This is a genomic window from Cellulomonas rhizosphaerae, assembly GCF_003470205.1.
GTDB classification, from domain to species: domain Bacteria; phylum Actinomycetota; class Actinomycetes; order Actinomycetales; family Cellulomonadaceae; genus Cellulomonas; species Cellulomonas rhizosphaerae.
The window spans coordinates 15751-34087 of the sequence record NZ_QWKP01000215.1; the positions used below are offsets into that span (position 1 = coordinate 15751).

Annotated in this window: 16 protein-coding genes; 13 read left to right on the plus strand and 3 right to left on the minus strand. The window is 73.8% G+C overall.

From position 1 onward, the window contains the following. The first annotated feature begins 66 nt into the window (after positions 1-66). Both D1825_RS14405 and D1825_RS14410 read left to right on the plus strand, forming a co-directional pair. Entirely contained in the window at positions 67-855 is a 789-nt protein-coding gene (locus D1825_RS14405; RefSeq protein ID WP_118768103.1) for an electron transfer flavoprotein subunit beta/FixA family protein, read from the plus strand. 38 nt (positions 856-893) lie between these two features. Further along, positions 894-1868: an electron transfer flavoprotein subunit alpha/FixB family protein gene (locus D1825_RS14410; RefSeq protein WP_118768104.1), complete on the plus strand. Its 975-nt coding sequence runs from the start codon at positions 894-896 to the stop codon at positions 1866-1868. A 1-nt stretch (position 1869) separates the two neighbouring features. On the opposite strand, the gene D1825_RS14415 is transcribed toward D1825_RS14410, so the two are convergent. After that, the gene (locus tag D1825_RS14415; protein WP_118768105.1) at positions 1870-2859 is read right to left on the minus strand and encodes a phosphotransferase family protein; all 990 of its coding nucleotides are present in this window, start codon (positions 2857-2859) and stop codon (positions 1870-1872) included. A gap of 70 nt (positions 2860-2929) precedes the next feature. On the opposite strand from D1825_RS14415, the gene D1825_RS14420 reads away from it, so the two are divergent. The 6 genes from D1825_RS14420 to D1825_RS14445 are packed head-to-tail and all read left to right on the plus strand — an operon-like array spanning position 2930 to position 10258. After that, the gene (locus D1825_RS14420; protein WP_118768155.1) at positions 2930-4111 is read left to right on the plus strand and encodes a cysteine desulfurase family protein; all 1182 of its coding nucleotides are present in this window, start codon (positions 2930-2932) and stop codon (positions 4109-4111) included. Beyond that, positions 4111-5205, plus strand: a complete 1095-nt coding sequence (gene mnmA, locus D1825_RS14425) for a tRNA 2-thiouridine(34) synthase MnmA (protein ID WP_118768106.1) — start codon at positions 4111-4113, stop codon at positions 5203-5205. Before D1825_RS14420 ends, mnmA begins: the two co-directional genes overlap by 1 nt. Continuing rightward, on the plus strand, positions 5202-6221 hold the full coding sequence (locus D1825_RS14430) for a uroporphyrinogen decarboxylase/cobalamine-independent methonine synthase family protein (RefSeq protein WP_118768107.1): 1020 nt from the start codon (positions 5202-5204) through the stop codon (positions 6219-6221). The genes mnmA and D1825_RS14430 overlap by 4 nt, the downstream gene beginning before the upstream one ends. Next, the gene (locus D1825_RS14435) at positions 6218-6589 is read left to right on the plus strand and encodes a hypothetical protein (RefSeq protein WP_118768108.1); all 372 of its coding nucleotides are present in this window, start codon (positions 6218-6220) and stop codon (positions 6587-6589) included. Before D1825_RS14430 ends, D1825_RS14435 begins: the two co-directional genes overlap by 4 nt. A 28-nt stretch (positions 6590-6617) precedes the next feature. After that, a complete protein-coding gene (gene ligA / locus D1825_RS14440; RefSeq protein ID WP_407643337.1) occupies positions 6618-9002 on the plus strand; it encodes an NAD-dependent DNA ligase LigA in 2385 nt (794 codons plus the stop codon). Then, the gene (locus tag D1825_RS14445) at positions 8999-10258 is read left to right on the plus strand and encodes a GNAT family N-acetyltransferase (protein WP_118768110.1); all 1260 of its coding nucleotides are present in this window, start codon (positions 8999-9001) and stop codon (positions 10256-10258) included. Before ligA ends, D1825_RS14445 begins: the two co-directional genes overlap by 4 nt. A 34-nt stretch (positions 10259-10292) precedes the next feature. Here the strand turns inward: D1825_RS14445 and D1825_RS14450 are convergent, their stop codons facing one another. Further along, positions 10293-10943, minus strand: coding sequence for a ThuA domain-containing protein (locus D1825_RS14450; RefSeq protein ID WP_118768111.1), 651 nt, complete (start codon positions 10941-10943; stop codon positions 10293-10295). 41 nt (positions 10944-10984) lie between these two features. Beyond that, positions 10985-12166: an ROK family protein gene (locus D1825_RS14455; RefSeq protein ID WP_118768112.1), complete on the minus strand. Its 1182-nt coding sequence runs from the start codon at positions 12164-12166 to the stop codon at positions 10985-10987. Positions 12167-12329: 163 nt separating this feature from the next. Here D1825_RS14455 and D1825_RS14460 point away from each other — a divergent pair, with 163 nt between their 5' ends. The 5 genes from D1825_RS14460 to D1825_RS14480 all read left to right on the plus strand — a co-directional run bounded on the left by D1825_RS14460 (position 12330) and on the right by D1825_RS14480 (position 18303). Then, positions 12330-13853, plus strand: a complete 1524-nt coding sequence (locus tag D1825_RS14460) for a sugar ABC transporter ATP-binding protein (RefSeq protein WP_118768113.1) — start codon at positions 12330-12332, stop codon at positions 13851-13853. Then, the gene (locus D1825_RS14465; protein WP_118768114.1) at positions 13850-14899 is read left to right on the plus strand and encodes an ABC transporter permease; all 1050 of its coding nucleotides are present in this window, start codon (positions 13850-13852) and stop codon (positions 14897-14899) included. Before D1825_RS14460 ends, D1825_RS14465 begins: the two co-directional genes overlap by 4 nt. A 50-nt stretch (positions 14900-14949) precedes the next feature. Next, positions 14950-16014 (plus strand): substrate-binding domain-containing protein, encoded by a 1065-nt coding sequence (locus D1825_RS14470; RefSeq protein WP_118768115.1) that lies wholly within the window; start codon positions 14950-14952, stop codon positions 16012-16014. A gap of 90 nt (positions 16015-16104) precedes the next feature. Then, on the plus strand, positions 16105-17298 hold the full coding sequence (locus tag D1825_RS14475) for a Gfo/Idh/MocA family protein (RefSeq protein WP_118768116.1): 1194 nt from the start codon (positions 16105-16107) through the stop codon (positions 17296-17298). A gap of 3 nt (positions 17299-17301) precedes the next feature. Then, entirely contained in the window at positions 17302-18303 is a 1002-nt protein-coding gene (locus D1825_RS14480; protein WP_118768117.1) for a sugar phosphate isomerase/epimerase family protein, read from the plus strand. Positions 18304-18337: the final 34 nt, after the last annotated feature.

The following is an 18337-nucleotide window of genomic DNA, read 5'->3' on the forward strand; positions in this document are numbered from 1 at the left end:
GTCGCGGGTTCCGCCAGGCGAACACAGCCCCCCGTGGGGCACCGCGCCCGGGGTAACGTTCCGGACGTGAGAATCGTCGTCTGCGTCAAGCACGTCCCGGACATCCAGTCGGACCGCGCCCTCGGTGAGTCCGGTTACGTGGTGCGTGACGGGGGTGACGGCACCCTCAACGAGCTCGACGAGAACGCCCTGGAGGCCGCCCTCACGCTCGCGGAGGCAGCCGGCGGCGAGGTCGTCGCCCTCACGGTCGGGCCCGACGACGCGGTCGACGCGGTCCGCAAGGGCCTGCAGATGGGCGCCGACGAGGCCGTCCACGTGCTCGACGACGCGATCGCCGGCTCCGACGTGGTCGGGACCGCGCGCGTGCTGGCCGCGGCGATCACGCACCTCGGCACCGAGACGCCCGTGGACCTCGTCGTGACCGGCATGGCCGGCCTCGACGGCCTGACGTCGCTGCTCCCGACCGCGCTCGCGGCACTGCTCGACGTCCCCGCCCTGCCGCTCGCGGCCGAGGTGAGCGTCGAGGGCGGCACCGTGCGCGTGCGCCGCAACCTCGATCACGCGACCGAGGTGCTCGAGGCGCCGCTGCCCGCGCTCGTCTCGGTCACCGACCAGGCCAACGAGCCGCGCTACCCCAACTTCAAGGGCATCATGGCCGCTCGCAAGAAGCCGGTCACGACCCTCTCGCTCGGCGACCTCGGCCTCTCGCCCGCCGACGTCGGCGCGGCCGGTGCACGCACCGCGGTCGTCGAGGCGGCCGCGCGGCCGGCGCGCGAGAACCGCGTGCTCATCAACGACCAGGGGGACGCGGGCACGCAGCTCGCGGCGTACCTCGTCGAGAACAAGCTCGCCTGACCGGCTTCCCCGACACACGAGATCTGAGGACGCGACACGTGACCGACTCCCTGGTCCTGCTCGACCACACCGCCGACGGCACGCTGCGAGCGCCCGTGCGCGAGCTGGTCACCCTCGCCCGCGGGCTGGGCGGCGCGATCCACGGCGTGTGGGCGGCCGACGGCGCGGAGCCTGACGCGGAGACGCTCGCCGACCTCGGCGCGCTGGGCGTCTCGCGCGTGCACCGGCTGACCGCCGACGCCGACCTGCACCTGTCGGCCGTGCTGGCCGAGGCGCTCGCGAGCCTGCTCGACGCGACCGGCGCGGGCGCCCTGCTGGTCACCTCGACGTTCGAGAACAAGGAGGTCGCGGCCCGGCTCGCGGTCCTCACCGGCGCGGGCGTGGTCACGGACGCCGACGGGCTGGTCGTCGAGGACGGCCGGCTCGTCGCGAGCAAGACCGTGTTCGCCGGCACCTGGAACACGCGGTGCGCGATCACCACGCCCCTGGCGGTCGTGACGTTCAAGGCCAACTCGGTCGCGGTCTCGCCCGCCGAGAGCGGCGGCGTCCCCGACGTCGTCGACCACGCAGTCGCCGCGAGCGCGGCCGCGCGCCGGGTCAGCCTGGTCGAGCGCACCGAGCGCCCCGCGAGCGGTCGCCCGGACCTCGGCAGCGCGCACGTCGTCGTGGCCGGCGGCCGCGGCACGGAGGGCGACTTCACGCTCGTCGAGGAGCTCGCCGACGTGCTCGGCGGCGCGGTCGGCGCGACGCGCGTGGCCACCGACGAGGGCTGGATCGGGCACGACGCGCAGATCGGCCAGACCGGCGTGACCATCTCGCCGCGGCTCTACATCGGCGTGGGCGTCTCCGGCGCGGTGCACCACCGCGGCGGCATGCAGGCGTCCGGCACGATCGTCGCGATCAACTCGGACCCCGACGCGCCGATCTTCGAGATCGCCGACTTCGGGATCGTGGGCGACCTCAACGAGGTCCTGCCGCAGCTCACCGCGGCCCTGCGGGCGCAGCAGGGCTGACTCAGGTCAGCTCGCGGAACCACCGCACGGTCGCCATACCCTGCGCGGCCTGGAACCGGCGCAGGTTCGGGATGCCCGGGGGCGCGGGCTGCAGCGAGCTCCAGACGAAGTAGCCCGCGAGCCCGGCCAGGCCGGCGCGCAGCTCGTCGTCGGACACGCCCTCGGACGCCGGCTGGGCGCGGAAGATCGTCGCCGGGTCGCCGCCGCCCTGCAGCGTCACGCTCGGGAGCATGAACGCGAGGTCGAGCCACGGCGCGCCCACGCTCGCGTGCGGCCAGTCGATCAGCCACACGCGGTGGTGGTCGGGGTCGATGAGCACGTTGTCGGCCCGCAGGTCGCCGTGCACGAGGCCGTCGCCGGAGATGGCGCGCAGCGCCTCCTGCTCGCACCGCTGCAGGTGGTCGAGGTTCGCCCGCGCCCAGCGGCCGATCTCGCCGCCGGCCTCCTCGCCCCGGGTCTGCTCGGCGTCGTCCATCGCGGCGATCTTGCGCCAGCCGGTGAAGTCCTCGGCGAGCTGGTCGTCGGTGCGGGGAAGCGTGTGGCCCGGCAGGGGCTCGACGTCCGCGAGGCGTGCGACCGCGTCGAGCACGGCGGTGAGCTCGGTGGGGACCCAGGGCAGCTCCGGGGAGCGGCCGTGCACGACGTCGAAGCCGAGGATCACCCAGTCGCCGTCGTCGGACGACCACTGCAGCCGCGGCGCGGGGACCTGCGGGGGCAGGCAGGCGGCGACCCGTGCCTCGGCGCGCGCGAGGTCCGGGGACAGGGGGTTCTCGGCGCTGGAGACCGCCTTGACGAACACCCCGCGGCCGTCGGCCAGCTCGAGGACCGCGGCGAAGCCGGGGGAGAAGCCGCTCGTCGCGCTGATCTCCGCGGTCACCTGGGCGCCCGCGAGCTCCGCGATCCTTGCGCGGACGTGCCGAGGCAGGTCGCGCCAGTCGAGCCGCTGCCCGCTGAACGCGACCGGCAACGCGATGACGTCGTCGGCACTCACGGCGCACATCCTGCCAGGTCGCAGGGGGTGCGTGCGGGGAGAGTCCGCTCCAGTTCGTAGACTCGTGCCCGTGACCGTCTACCTGGACCATGCGGCGACCACGCCCATGCTGCCGGGCGCGGTGCGCGCGCTGACCGACGAGATGACCCGCACGGGCAACCCGTCATCCCTGCACGGCTCCGGCCGGGCGGCCCGCCGGGTCGTCGAGGAGTCGCGCGAGTCGCTCGCCGCGGCCCTCGGCGCGCGCCCGTCGGACGTGCTGTGGACCTCGGGCGGCACGGAGGCCGACAACCTCGCCGTCAAGGGGCTGTTCTGGGCCCGGCGCCGCGAGGACCCGACCCGCCGGCGCATCCTCGTCTCCGCGGTCGAGCACCACGCGGTCCTGGACCCGGCGTTCTGGATGGCCGAGCACACGGGCGCCGAGCTCGTGCTGCTCCCGGTCGACTCCGACGGCGTCCTCGACGTGGACGCGCTGCGCGACGAGCTGGACCGGCACGGCGAGCAGGCCGCGCTGCTGTCGGTCATGTGGGCGAACAACGAGGTCGGCGCGCTGCAGCCGCTCGACGAGGTCGTCTCGCTCGCGCGGCGGTACGGCGTGCCGGTGCACGCGGACGCGGTGCAGGCCGTCGGCCAGGTGCCGGTGGACTTCGCGGCCTCCGGGCTCGACGCGATGACGGTCAGCGGGCACAAGGTCGGCGGGCCGGGCGGCACGGGTGCGCTGCTCGCGCGCCGCGGGCTCGACCTCATGCCCGTGCAGCACGGCGGCGGGCAGGAGCGCGGCGTGCGGTCCGGGACGCTCGACGCGGCGCTGCTGGTCTCGTTCGCGGCGGCGGTCGACGAGGCCGTCGCGGCGCGCCCCGTGGTCGCACCCCGCATCGCGGCGCTGCGCGACGAGCTCGTCGCGGGCGTGCTCGCGGCCGTGCCCGACGCGCAGCTGCGCGGCCCGGTCGACACTGCGCGCCGGCTGCCGTTCAACGCGCACTTCACGTTCCCGGGCTGCGAGGGGGACTCGCTGCTCTACCTGCTCGACTCCGCGGGCATCGAGGCCTCCACGGGATCGGCGTGCCAGGCGGGCGTCCCGCGCCCGTCGCACGTCCTGCTGGCGATGGGGGTCGACGAGCACGACGCGCGCGGCGCGCTGCGGTTCTCGCTCGGCCACACCTCGTCGGCCGACGACGTCGCCGCGCTGGTCGCCACCCTCCCCGCCGTCGTCGACCGGGCTCGTGCCGCGGGCCTGGCGGGGGTGCGCTGATGCGCGTCCTGGCCGCCCTGTCCGGCGGGGTCGACTCGGCGGTCGCTGCCGCGCGCGCGGTCGACGCGGGGCACGACGTCGTCGGCGTCCACATGGCGCTGTCGCGCACGCGCGACCAGTTCCGCACGGGCTCACGCGGCTGCTGCTCGATCGAGGACGCGGGCGACGCGCGACGCGCGGCCGACGTGCTGGGCATCCCGTACTACGTGTGGGACCTGTCCGAGCAGTTCGAGCAGACGGTCGTCGCGGACTTCCTGTCCGAGTACGAGGCCGGGCGCACGCCCAACCCCTGCGTGCGCTGCAACGAGCACATCAAGTTCGCCGCGCTGCTCGACAAGGCGGTCGCGCTCGGGTTCGACGCCGTGTGCACTGGCCACTACGCGCGCATCGTCGTGCGCGACGACGGCACGCGCGAGCTGCACCGCGCGCTCGACGCGGCCAAGGACCAGTCCTACGTGCTCGCGGTGATGGGCCCGGAGCGGCTCGCGCGCTCGATGTTCCCGCTCGGCGACGTGCCCTCCAAGGAGGTCACCCGTGCCGAGGCGGCCGCCCGGGGGCTCTCGGTCTCGGCCAAGCCCGACTCCTACGACATCTGCTTCGTGGCCGACGGCGACACCCAGGGTTTCCTGCGCGCGCGCCTGGGGTCGCAGCCGGGCGACATCGTCGACAGCGACGGCGAGGTCGTGGGCGAGCACGACGGCGCCTACGCGTACACGGTGGGGCAGCGCCGCGGCCTCGCGCTCGGCCGCCCCGCCGCGGACGGCAAGCCGCGGTACGTGCTCTCGATCGAGCCGGTGAACAACCGCGTGGTGGTCGGCTCGGCCGACGAGCTGCTCGTCGACGTCGTCGCCGCGGACCGGGCCGTGTGGTTCGGGACGCCTTCCGCCGACCTCGAGTGCTCGGTCCAGGTGCGGGCGCATGGCGTTCCCGTCGCAGCGCGGGCCCGGGTGGCCGGGGACTCGGTCGAGGTGACGCTGGCGGACGGGCTGCGGGGCGTGGCACCGGGGCAGTCGCTCGTGCTGTTCGACGGCACGCGCGTGCTGGGGCAGGCGACGGTGACGTCGTCGCGTCGTGCTGCCGTGGCGGCCTCGTGACCGCTGTCAGCGGCACGGGCCGGTGGCCCGGGTCGGACGCGCTCGAGGCGGCGTCCGTCGTTGTCGGCGACCTCACGGACCTGCCCGACGAGGTCATCGGCCTGCCGTTCACGCCCACGCTGCCCGCGCGCGGGCCCTGGGGCGACCGGACCGGCTCGGCCGCCGCGCTCCTGGTCGAGCTGCCCACGGAGCTCGGCCCGCACGGCTGGAAGCTGTCCGACCGTCCCGGCGGCGACGTCGGCCGCGCGCAGGCCTTCGCGCGCGAGGACCTCGACGCGCTCGCGGTCGCCGCGCACGGGTACGTCGGCCCGCTGCTCGTGCCCGTGCTCGGCCCGCTGACGCTGGCCGCGGTGCTCTACCTCGCGCGGGGCGACCGCGTGCTCGCCGACACCGGCGCGGTGCACGAGCTCTCCGAGTCGTTGGCCGCCGGGATCGGCGAGCACCTCGTCGCGGTGCGCCGGGCCGTCCCGGGCGCGCAGGTCCAGGTGCTCGTGCACGAGCCGCTGCTGGCCCAGGTGCTGGCCGGCGTGCTGCCCACGTTCTCGGGCTACTCCGCGCTGCGGCGCGTGCCGGGCCCGGTCGCGGCCGAGCGGCTCTCCGCGGTGGTCACGGGCGCGCGCGCCGGCGGCGCCGCGGCGGTCGCGGTACACGGCGGGACCGCGTGGTCGTCGCTGCCCGCGCTGCGCTCGTCGGGCGCCGATGCCTTCGCGCTCGCGGTCGCGGGGCTCGGCGAGCCGGGCTGGGAGCGCGTGGCGGAGGCCGTCGAGGGTGGGATGCGGCTGTGGGCCGAGGCCCCGCCGCAGGCGTCCTCGCAGTGCGCCGGGCCGGACGTCGTCGGCCAGGCCGATACCGTGACCCGGCCGTGGCGCTCGGTCGGCCTGCCGGCCGCCGCGCTGCGCGACGTGGTGATCCTGGCCGGCGACCCGCCGGCCGCAGCCTCTCCCGACGACGCCCGCGCGGCGCTCGCCGGTGCCGTGCGGTGCGCGCGGCTGGTGACCGAACGGAGCGAGACGTGAGCAACCCCGCCGTGCGCAGGGCTGTCCTGATGCTGGTGTCGACGGCCGCGGCGATCGTCGGGCTCGTGCTCCTCGTCGCCGCGTGGACGAACGTCGCCAAGACGACGATCGCCGCGACCGACGCGGGCGACACGCCCTGCCTCGTGGCGTTCGGCGCGACCGACGGCCCGCTCCAGCAGGCGCGCGTGCACTACGAGATCATGCCGCCGGCGTCCGTGTGCTCGTGGGTGGTCGACGGCGCGCGCGAGGACATCGTCGTCGCCGACACCTCGACGACGCTGATCACCGTCGCACTGGTCCTGCTCGTCGCCGGCGCTGCCGGGACGATCACGCTGCTCGTGCTCTCGCGGCGGCGCGCCGCGCGCTGACGCGCCTGTGGGCGGTCCGCGCGATGATGTGCGGGTGAGCGACGAGAACCAGGTGGAGATCCCGGCGGACGCGCGTCGGAGGTGGACCGAGCTGGCCGACCTGATCGAGGCGGACCAGTTCGCGTACTACATCAGCGACGCGCCCACCTCCTCGGACGCCCAGTACGACGAGCGGCTGCGCGAGCTGCAGACCCTCGAGGACGCCCACCCCGGGCTGCGCACACCGGACTCGCCGACGCAGCGCGTGGGCGGCACGTTCTCCACCGAGTTCACCTCGGTCGACCACGTCGAGCGCATGCTCTCGCTCGACAACGCGTTCTCCACCGAGGAGATCGGCACGTGGGCGGACCGCGCGCACCGCGACCTCGAGACGTCCGACCCCCTGCACTACCTGTGCGAGCTCAAGATCGACGGGCTCGCGATCGCCCTGCTCTACGAGAAGGGCCGCCTGGTGCGCGCCGCGACCCGCGGCGACGGCCGGACGGGCGAGGACGTGACGCTCAACGTCCGGACCATCTCGACCATCCCGCACGAGCTCGCGGGGGACCCAGCCACCCATCCGGACCTCATCGAGGTGCGCGGCGAGGTGTTCTTCCCGGTCGAGGCCTTCGCGGCTCTCAACGAGTCGCAGGTCGCCGCGGGCCGCAGCCCGTTCGCGAACCCGCGCAACGCCGCGGCCGGCTCGCTGCGGCAGAAGGACCCGCGCGTCACGGCGGGTCGTGACCTGCGGATGTACGCGCACGGGATCGGCGCGCTGCGCTGGCCCGCGGGCTCGGGGACCACTGTCGAGCGGCAGTCGCAGGTGTACGACCTGCTCGCCGGCTGGGGGATCCCCGTCTCGGGCCACACGCGCGTGGTCGAGGGGCTCGACGGGGTGCGCGAGATGATCGAGCACTACGGCGAGCACCGGCACGACGTGGAGCACGAGATCGACGGCATCGTCGTGAAGATCGACGAGATCGTGCTGCAGCGGCGGCTCGGGTCCACGAGCCGCGCCCCGCGGTGGGCGATCGCGTACAAGTACCCGCCCGAGGAGGTGAACACGCGGCTCGTGGCGATCGAGGTCGGCATCGGTCGGACCGGTCGCGCGACCCCGTTCGCCGTCATGGAGCCCGTCTTCGTCTCAGGCAGCACGGTGCGGCAGGCCACGCTGCACAACCAGGACGTGGTCAGGGTCAAGGGCGTGCTGGTCGGCGACGTCGTGGTGCTGCGCAAGGCGGGCGACGTGATCCCGGAGATCGTGGGCGCGGTCGACGCGCTGCGCGACGACGGCTACCCGCGCGTCGAGTGGCAGATGCCGACCGACTGCCCCGAGTGCGGCACGCCGCTGCGGCCGATGCGCGAGGGCGACGTGGACCTGCGCTGCCCGAACGCCGAGTCCTGCCCCGCCCAGGTGCGCGGCCGGGTCGAGCACATCGGGTCGCGCGGCGGGCTCGACATCGAGGCGCTCGGCGAGGTGACCGCCGCGGCGCTCACGCAGCCGGACGTGCCCGAGACGCCGCCGCTGCGCACCGAGGCGGACCTGTTCGACCTGGTGGGCTACGGCCCGGACGCCTCGGACGAGGAGCGCACCGCGGTCCGGGAGCGCAGCCTCGCGAGGCTCGGCGAGATCCAGGTCGTCGTGCGCGACCCGGAGACGGGCCTGCCGCGCGAGGACGACGACGGCAACGTGCGCCGGCGCACCCCGTTCCGTCGCCGGCTCACGTGGACCAAGGCGCAGCGCGCCGCGGCGACGACCGACCTGCCCGACTGGGGCCCGTCGGAGGCGGCGCGCACGCTGCTCGACGAGCTCGACCTGGCCAAGACCAAGGACCTGTGGCGCGTGATCGTCGCGCTGAGCATCCGCAACGTCGGACCGACGGCCGCGCGCGCGCTCGCGCAGGAGTTCCGGTCGATGGATGCGCTGCGGGCGGCGCTCGCAGAGCCCGAGGCGGGCGCGCGGCTCGCGGCGGTCGAGGGCGTGGGGCCGACGATCGCACAGTCGATCCTCGACTGGTTCGCCGAGCCGTGGCACGCCGAGGTCGTCGATCGCTGGCGGGCCGCCGGCGTGCGGATGGCGGACGAGGCGGTCGCGGGGCAAGAACGGACGCTCGAGGGACTGACCGTGGTCGTGACCGGCGGGCTCGAGCGGTTCAGCCGCGACGAGGCCAAGGAGGCGGTCCTGTCGCGCGGCGGGAAGTCGGCCGGGAGCGTCTCGAAGAAGACCGACTACGTCGTGGTGGGGGAGAACGCGGGCTCGAAGGAGACCAAGGCGCGCGAGCTCGGTCTGCGGATCCTGGACGAGGCAGGGTTCGAGGCGCTGCTCGCGTCCGGACCGGCGGGCGTGGCGCTACCCGCCGACGACGAGACCGCGGCCGACGACGAGACCGCGGCCGACGACGAGGCCGCGGTGGCCGAGGGGGCGTCGGCATGAGCGCCGCGCCGGTCATCGCCGTCGCGGCGGGCCCGCAGATCGCCGACGCCGGGGCGCTCACCGCGGAGGCGTACCTCGCGGACGAGCTCGTCGACCCCGACGAGGGCTACACGAGCGAGCTGCGTGACGCCGAGCGCCGGGCGGCGGAGGCGACGCTGCTGGTCGCGACCGTCGAGGCGTCGGACGGCACGCCCGTCGTCGTGGGGACCATCACGCTCGCGCCGCACGGCACGTCGTACGCCGAGATCGCCGAGCCGGGCGAGCTCGAGCTGCGGATGCTCGCGGTCGCTCCCGAGGCACGGGGCCGGGGGATCGCCGAGGCCCTCATGCGCGCCGCGATGCGGCAGTGCGTCGTCGCCGGCGCGCGGCGGATCGTGCTCTCGACCCTGGACGCGATGACCACCGCGCAGCGGCTGTACGGGCGGCTCGGCTTCGTGCCGCAGCCCCACCGCGACTGGGGTCACGTCGAGGTCCACCTGCGCGCCTACACGTGGACGCCGCCCGAGGCGCCGGGCGTGCTCGTCGAGCAGGCGACGTGGCCGCCGACGCACGTCGAGGTCACGTCCGGGGGATGGCGCGTCGGGCTCTCGGGCGGGGTGACCCGGCGGGCCAACAGCGCGGTGCCCGGCCGGGACACGTCCGCCGCGGAGATCACCGCGGTCGAGGCGCTGTACGCCGCTGCGGGGCAGCCGTCGATCGTGCGCGTGAGCGCGTCCGACGTCCTGCTCGAGGCCCAGCTCGAGGAGCGGGGCTACGCGATCGCGTCGGACACCGACGTGCTCGTGCGTGGCCTCGGCCCGGGCACTCCCGAGCCCGCGCGGCCGCACCTGCAGGTCCGCAACGCGACCGAGCCCGACGCGGCCTGGCTGACCGCCTGGCTCGGTGTGAAGAAGGCCGGCGCCGACCACGCGATCGCCCGGCAGGTCCTGGTCGGCGCGCCCGCCGACTACCTCACCGCGGTCGTCGACAACCACGTGGGTGGCGTGATCCGCGTGGCCTACGCGGAGGACTGGGCCGGCCTGTCCAGCCTCGTGGTCGACCCGACCCTGCGTCGGGCCGGGCTCGGGCGGGAGCTCACGCTGCGCGCGCTCGCGGCGGCCCGTAAGCGCGGTGCGCGGCGCGTGTTCCTGCAGGTGGAGGCGCACAACGCGGGCGCCGCTCTGCTGTACGCGGGCCTCGGCTTCCAGCCGGCCGACGCCTACCGCTACCGCGAGCTCGTGCGCGCGGGGGACGGACCGCTCGCGGGAGGCTGCTAGCGCGCCGGCCGCGATTGTCTGACCGCGCTCGGCGCTACCGGGCTGCCCAGAGCAGTCCGCGCTCGATGATCGTCCGCAGCGCCGGGGTCTCGAGGTCCGCGAGCTGGTGGCCCGGGGTCGCGACGAACACGCGCCCGGCCCCCCAGCGCCGGGTCCACACGGCGGGGGACGTGACGGGTGCGTGCCACTCGTCGTCCGGGCCGGGCGTGATGGTCGTGGTGGCCAGCACCTCGTTGAGCGGGTCGGTGAGCAACCAGTACTGCTCGGAGTGCAGCGAGAAGTCGTGGACGCCCTCGACGAGCGGGTGGTCCGGCCGGGTGATCGCGACCGTGTGCTCGACGATCCCGCGCGGGTGCGCGACGAACTGGGCGCCGACGAGCTGCAGGTAGTCGGTGGCGATGCGGAACGAGTCGACGATCCCGCCGTGCCAGCCCGCGAAGCCGGTCCCCGCCGCGACGGCCGTGCGCAGGCCCCGCAGCTCGTCGGCCAGGATGTCGCCCATCGTCCAGCACTGGACGATGAGGTCGGTCGCGGCCATGAACTCGGTGTCGGCGTACACCTCGAGCGAGCCCTCGACGGTGACGTCGAAGTCGTGCTCGCGCAGGAACGGCACGAACAGGTCGGCCGCCTCCTCGGGGGCGTGGCCGTCCCAGCCTCCACGCACGACGAGTGCCTGACGGGTCACGGTGTCCTCCTGGTCTTCGTTGGCTTGTGGGGGGTTCAGGTTCACGCGATGTGGGCGTCGATCGCGGCCGCGGACAGCACGTGGTCGGCCGCCATGGCGCTCGCGCCGAGCACGCCGGCGCGGCCCTTGGTGCGGGACGCGACGATGCGCAGGTGCTGGGTGGCCAGCGGGAGCGAGCGCCGGTAGACGACCTCGCGGATGCCGGCGATGAGGTGCTCACCCGCCTCGGCGACCTGGCCGCCGATGACGATGACGGACGGGTTGAGCATGCTCACGCACGCCGCGAGCACGCCGCCGATGTGTCGGCCGGCCTCGCGCACCTCGCGGCTCGCGTCGAGGTCGCCCGCGCGGACCAGGGCGACCACGTCGGCGCCGCTCGACGCGGCGGTGCCCAGGGCGGTGAGCGCCGAGGCGATCGCGGGTCCGCTCGCGACGGCCTCGAGGCAGCCGGTGTTGCCGCAGCGGCACGGCAGGTCGAGCCCGCCGGGGACCGCGATGTGGCCGAGGTCGCCGGCCGAGCCCTGCGCGCCGCGGCGGATCGCGCCGTCGAAGATGATGCCCGCGCCGATGCCCGTGGCGACCTTGACGAACAGCAGGTGGTCGACCGCCGGCCACTGCGAGGTGTGCTCGCCGAGCGCCATGATGTTGACGTCGTTGTCGACCAGCACCGGCACGTGCAGGCGGCGGTTGAGCAGCCCGGGCACGTCCGCGTCGTCCCAGCCCGGCATGATCGGCGGGTTGATGGGACGCCCCGTCGAGTGCTCGACGGGCCCGGGCAGGCCCATGCCGACGCTGACCAGGTCGGAGTCGGGGCGCCCGGCCGAGGCGAGAAGCTCGTGCGCGAGCTCGACGACGCGGTCGAGCACGGGCTCGGGCCCCTCGGCGATCGCGATCTGCTCGGCGTGCTCGGCGAGCACGTTGCCGGACAGGTCGGTCAGCGCGAGCCGTGAGTGCGTCGCGCCGAGGTCGACGGCGAGCACGACGCGGGCGGCGGGGTTGAACCGGAACGTCGCGGGCGGGCGCCCACCCGTCGAGGTGGCCTCGCCTGCGGGGGCGACGAAGCCGGAGGCGAGCAGCAGGTCGACCCGCGCGGCGATCGTCGACCGGGCCTGGCCGGTGAGAGTTGCCAGGTCAGCGCGGGTGCGCGGCTGCCCGTCACGGAGGAGCTGGAACATCTCCCCGGCACCTGTCGGCCTGGGGGCGAACTTGGTCAGCTCGTCCATGCGCACAGTGAACCACCCCTGTCCCGGTCACGAGCGCGGCACCCGCCTCGTGGCCCTCTCGCGTGCCGACCGCGGACTTGTGCGGATCACGTTCGCATAACTCTGCCACAGAACTCTCGACTTTTGCTTGACGTCCGACAGAAGTATCCCTACGTTCGTCCGCATGGTCACCGACGACCCCCAGACAGCCGGGCTGCTCACGATGCGAGGCATCGTCAAGCAGTTCCCCGGCGCCCGTGCCCTCGACGGCGTGGACCTCGACATCCGCGCCGGCGAGGTGCACTGCCTGCTCGGCCAGAACGGCGCGGGCAAGTCCACGCTCATCAAGGTGCTCGCGGGCGCCCACCAGCCCGACGAGGGCGAGATCCTCATCGACGGCGAGCCCGTCACCATCCCGCACCCGGTCGCAGGCCTGAAGCTCGGCATCGCGACGATGTACCAGGAGCTCGACGTCGTCGACGGCCTGTCGGTCGCCGAGAACATCTACCTGGGCCACGAGCTCGCCACCGCCGGCTTCTCCCAGCGTCGCGCGGTGATCGCGCACACCAGGAAGCTCCTCGCGCGGCTCGGGCACAGCGGCATCTCGCCCCGGCGCGAGGTGGGCACGCTGTCCGCCGCGGGCAAGCAGATCGTCAGCATGGCCCGCGCGCTGTCGCACGACGCGCGGGTGATCGTCATGGACGAGCCCTCGGCGGTGCTCGACTCCGAGGAGGTCGCCAACCTCTTCCGGGTCGTGCGCGACCTGACCGCCGAGGGTGTGGCCGTCGTCTACATCTCCCACCGGCTCGAGGAGATCCGCCAGATCGGCGACCGGATCACGGTGCTCAAGGACGGCCGCACGGTCGCCAGCGGGCTCGCCGTGGCCGACACCCCGACCGCCGAGCTCATCCGCCTGATGACCGGCCGCAACGTCGAGTACGCGATCCCGCGTCGTCCACCCGTGGCCGACGACGCCCCGACCCTCGTGCACGTCGAGGACCTCGGCCTGCGGGGCGCGTTCAGCGGCGTCTCCTTCGACGTGCGGGCGGGCGAGGTCGTCGGGCTCGCGGGGCTCGTCGGCTCCGGGCGCTCGGAGATCCTCGAGACCGTGTTCGGCGCCCGCAGGGCCACGACCGGACGCGTCGAGATCGACGGCACCGCGCTCAAGGCGGGCTCGGTGCCCGATGCGGTGCGCGCGGGCATCGGGCTGTGCCCCGAGGAGCGCAAGAGCCAAGGTCTGCTGCTGGACGAGCCGGTCTACCGCAACATCACGCTGTCCACGTTCGCCCGCACCGCCAACGCGGGCTTCCTCGACGAGGGTGCCGAGAAGCGCGAGGCCGGGCAGCAGATCACCGCGCTCGACGTGCGGCCCGCCGATGGCGACCGCCACGCGCGCACCCTGTCCGGCGGCAACCAGCAGAAGGTGCTGCTCGCCCGCTGGCTCGTGCACGGCTGCCGGGTGCTGCTGCTCGACGAGCCGACCCGCGGCGTCGACGTCGGTGCACGTGCGGAGATCTACGCGTTGATCGCCGAGCTCGCCGCACGCGGTACCGCCGTCGTCGTGGTCTCGAGCGAGATCGAGGAGGTGCTCGGCCTCGCCGACCGCGTCCTCGTGGTGTCCGACGGGCGCGTGGTCCATGAGGGACCGACGTCCGAGATCGACGAGCACCGGGTGCTCGACCTCGTCATGGAAGGAAGTGCCGCGTGAGCGACCAGGACCTCACGGCGAAGGTGCCGGCAGCGGACGAGTCCGCCCGGGTGGAGAAGGCCACCACCCCTGCCAAGCGCAGGGGCCTGCTCAGCGGGGCCGCGGGTCGCAACCTCGGCCTGGTCGTCGCGCTGGTCGCGCTGTGCGCGGTCGGCGTGATCACCGCGGGCGACCGGTTCCTCAGCGTCAACAACATCCTCACGATCCTGAGCCTGGCCGCGGTCACCGGCGTGCTGAGCATCGGGATGACCTTCGTCATCACCGGTGGCGGCATCGACCTGTCCGTCGGGTCCGTGCTCGGCCTGGCCTCGGTCTGGGCGAGCACGCTCGCGACGCAGACGATGGCGAACGACACGCACTGGCTCGTCATGGTGGGCGTCGCGCTGCTCGTCGGGCTCGGGGCGGGGCTGGTCAACGGCGTGCTGATCGCCTACGGGAAGGTCGTCGCGTTCATCGCGACGCTCGCGATGATGGTCGCCGCACGAGGCCTCGCGGAGATCATCGCGAACCGCCAGACGCAGGTCGTCAAGGTGCAGAGCTTCCTCGACTTCTTCCGGGCGGACCCCCTGGGCATCCCGACCATCGTGTGGATCTTCGCGGTCGTCGCCATCGGCGGCTGGGTCCTGCTCAACCGGACCACGTTCGGCCGGCGCACGATCGCGGTCGGCGGCAACCCCGAGGCCGCACGCCTGGCCGGCATCAACGTCAAGCGCCACACCACCTACCTCTACGCGCTCGCGGGTCTCGCCGCGGGCATCGGCGGGGTCATGATGCTCGGCCGCACCACGGCCGGCAGCTCCACCAACGGCCAGTTCTACGAGCTGGACGCGATCGCGGCCGTCGTCGTCGGCGGCACGCTCCTCATCGGCGGTCGCGGCACGATCGTCGGCACCGTCCTGGGCGTCCTGATCTTCTCGACGCTCACCAACGTGTTCACGCAGAACAACCTGTCGAGCTCGGCGCAGAACGTGGCGAAGGGCGTGATCATCGTCGCCGCCGTCCTGCTCCAGCAGCGGCTCGCCGAGCGCTCCCGCACCAGTACCTGAGTCCCGCACGCACGCACGTCCCCTGCACCACCCGATCAAGGAGGATCGCCATGTCCGCAGCACCCCTGCGCCGCCGCTGGCTCGCCATCGCCGGCACCGCAGCCGCCCTCACGCTCGTCGTGTCCGGCTGCACGTCGAACACCCCGGAGGAGGACCCGAGCGACGACACGTCGACCGCGGCCGTCCAGCCCGGTGCCTCGTCGGGCAACGACGAGCCGGGCGACAAGGTCGTCATCGGCTTCTCCGCCCCCGCGGCCGACCACGGCTGGATGGGCGCCATCACGAAGGCCGCGGTCGCCGAGGCCGGCAAGTACTCCGACGTGGAGCTCAAGAAGGCCGAGGGCACGAACGACGTCAACGTGCAGATCAGCCAGATCGAGCAGTTCATCAACGACGGCGTCGACGCCATCGTGCTGCTGCCCTTCGACGGAGCAGCCCTGACCGAGGTCGCGACGAAGGCCATGAACGCCGGCATCGTCGTCGTCAACGTCGACCGCGAGTTCTCGGACCCCAACGCCGCGCGCACCACGGTGCTCGGTGACAACTACGGCATGGGCGTCAGCGCCGGCGCCTACATCTGCGAGCAGCTCAAGGGCAAGACCGACGCCAAGGTCGCCGAGATCGCCGGTATCGACTCGCTGCCGCTGACGCAGGACCGCAGCAAGGGGTTCGCCGACGCGCTCGGCACCTGCGGCCTCAAGGTCTCGAACCGCGTCGCGGCCGACTTCACGGTCCAGGGCGGCGAGGCGGCCGCAGCCAGCCTCCTGCAGGCGGCGCCCAAGCTCGACGCCATCTGGAACCACGACGACGACCAGGGCGTCGGCGTCCTCGCGGCCATCCAGAACGCCAACCGCGACGAGTTCTTCATGGTCGGCGGCGCCGGCTCGAAGAACGTCATGGACGCCATCAAGGCCGACAACACGGTCCTCAAGGCCACGGTCATCTACCCGTCCACGCAGGCCGCGGACGGCATCAAGCTCGCCCGGCTCCTCGTGCAGGGCAAGTCGATGAGCGACCTGGTCGAGGTCGAGGTGCCGCGCAAGGTGCAGCTGTACGCACCCGTCGTCACCAAGACGAACGTCGACAAGTACCTGCCGACGGCCTTCGAGTCCTGACCTCGTCCGGGCGGGCCGCTGCAGCCCTGCGGCCCGCCCGGCCTTGTTCGGACCCCGTCCGGTCTCAGCACGAGGCGCGAGGAGCCCACCATGACCGCACCCCCAGCAGCACCCACCGATCGGCCGCGCCTCGGCGTGGGGATGGTCGGCTACGCCTTCATGGGCGTGGCGCACGCGCAGGCGTGGCGCAACGCCCCGCGGTTCTTCGACCTCCCGCTCGCCGTCGACATGGCGGTCGTCGCGGGACGCAACGAGGCCGCGGTCCGCGCCGCGGCGGCCACCCAGGGGTGGCGCGACGTGGAGACCGACTGGAAGGCGCTCGTCGGGCGCGACGACGTGGACCTGGTCGACGTCTGCACGCCGGGCGACACGCACGCCGAGATCGCCATCGCGGCGCTCGAGGCGGGCAAGCACGTGCTGTGCGAGAAGCCGCTGGCCAACTCGGTCGCCGAGGCGGAGGCGATGGCCGCCGCAGCGGCGCTCGCCCCCGGCGTCGCGATGGTCGGCTTCACGTACCGGCGCGTGCCGGCGATCCAGCTCGCGCGCAGCCTCGTCGCCGATGGGCGCCTCGGCACCGTCCGCCACGTGCGCGCGCAGTACCTGCAGGACTGGATCGCCGACCCCGCCGCGCCGCTGTCGTGGCGGCTGGACAAGCAGAAGGCCGGGTCGGGCGCGCTGGGGGACATCGGCGCGCACATCGTCGACCTCGCGCAGTTCATCACCGGCGAGCAGGTCACCGGGGTCTCGGCGGTGCTCGAGACCTTCGTGCGGGAACGCCCGGTCGCGGACTCGTCGAGCGGGCTGAGCGCGTCGTCGTCCTCGGGGCGCACAGGCCCGGTGACCGTGGACGACGCGGCCATCTTCCTGGGCCGGATGTCCGGCGGGGGACTGGCGACCTTCGAGGCGACACGGTTCGCCTACGGCCGCAAGAACGCGATCCGGCTCGAGATCAACGGGTCGGCCGGCTCGCTCGCGTTCGACTTCGAGGACATGAACGTCCTGCACTACTTCGACGCCGCGGAGCCGGCCGCCACCGCAGGGTTCCGGCGGATCGTGGTCACCGAGCCCGAGCACCCGTTCGTCGGTGCCTGGTGGCCGGCGGGCCACGGCCTGGGCTACGAGCACGCCTTCACCCACCAGGTCGTCGACCTCGTCGGCGGCATCGCCACCGGCGCGGCCCCGACGCCCACGTTCGCCGACGGGCTGCAGGTGCAGCGCGTGCTCGACGCCGTGGAACGCTCGGCAGGAGCCGACTCCGTGTGGACCCCGACCAAGGAGATGTGACCGATGGCACGACCGATCACGCTGTTCACCGGCCAGTGGGCCGACCTGCCGTTCGAGGAGGTCGCGCGCCTCGCCGCGGGCTGGGGTTACGACGGGCTCGAGATCGCCTGCTGGGGTGACCACCTGGACCCCTGGCGCTGGGACGACGAGGAGTACGTGGCGGGCCGGCTGGAGATCCTGGAACGCCACGGCCTGAAGGTGTGGGCGATCTCCAACCACCTCAAGGGCCAGGCCGTGTGCGACGACCCGATCGACCAGCGGCACCGCGACATCCTCCCGGACGTCGTGTGGGGCGACGGCGATCCCGAGGGCGTGCGGCAGCGCGCGGCCACCGAGATGCAGCACACCGCGCGGCTGGCGGCCAAGCTCGGCGTGAAGACCGTGGTGGGCTTCACCGGGTCGTCGATCTGGAAGTACGTCGCGATGTTCCCGCCGGTCTCGCAGGCCGCGGTCGACGCGGGCTACCAGGACTTCGCGGACCGGTGGAACCCGATCCTCGACGTGTTCGACGAGGTGGGCGTGCGGTTCGCGCACGAGGTGCATCCGAGCGAGATCGCCTACGACTACTGGACGACGGTGCGCACGCTCGAGGCCATCGGCCACCGCGAGGCTTTCGGCCTGAACTGGGACCCCAGCCACTTCATCTGGCAGCAGCTCGACCCGGTCGACTTCATCGGCGACTTCGCGGACCGGATCTACCACGTCGACTGCAAGGACGTGAAGCTGCGCGTGGGCAACGGGCGCAACGGGCGGCTCTCCTCGCACCTGGGCTGGGGCGACCAGCACCGTGGGTGGGACTTCGTCTCGACGGGCCGCGGCGACGTGCCGTGGGAGGCCTCGTTCCGCGCGCTCAACGCGATCGGGTACGACGGGCCGATCTCGGTGGAGTGGGAGGACGCCGGGATGGACCGCCTGGTCGGGGCGCCGGACGCGCTCGAGTTCGTCCGCCGCAACGCGTTCGCGGCGCCGACGGCCTCGTTCGACGCGGCGTTCAGCGTGCGCTGACCGACCCCGGGCGCCCTGGGGGGCGATACTGACG

Excerpts from the sequence above, each read along its gene's own strand:
- D1825_RS14445 (WP_118768110.1), top strand. The coding sequence starts at position 8,999 with ATGAGCGCCGCGCCGGTCATCGCCGTCGCGGCGGGCCCGCAGATCGCC.
- D1825_RS14475 (WP_118768116.1), top strand. The coding sequence starts at position 16,105 with ATGACCGCACCCCCAGCAGCACCCACCGATCGGCCGCGCCTCGGCGTG.
- mnmA (WP_118768106.1), top strand. The coding sequence starts at position 4,111 with ATGCGCGTCCTGGCCGCCCTGTCCGGCGGGGTCGACTCGGCGGTCGCT.
- D1825_RS14470 (WP_118768115.1), top strand. The coding sequence starts at position 14,950 with ATGTCCGCAGCACCCCTGCGCCGCCGCTGGCTCGCCATCGCCGGCACC.
- D1825_RS14460 (WP_118768113.1), top strand. The coding sequence starts at position 12,330 with ATGGTCACCGACGACCCCCAGACAGCCGGGCTGCTCACGATGCGAGGC.
- D1825_RS14480 (WP_118768117.1), top strand. The coding sequence starts at position 17,302 with ATGGCACGACCGATCACGCTGTTCACCGGCCAGTGGGCCGACCTGCCG.
- D1825_RS14455 (WP_118768112.1), bottom strand. The coding sequence starts at position 12,166 with ATGGACGAGCTGACCAAGTTCGCCCCCAGGCCGACAGGTGCCGGGGAG.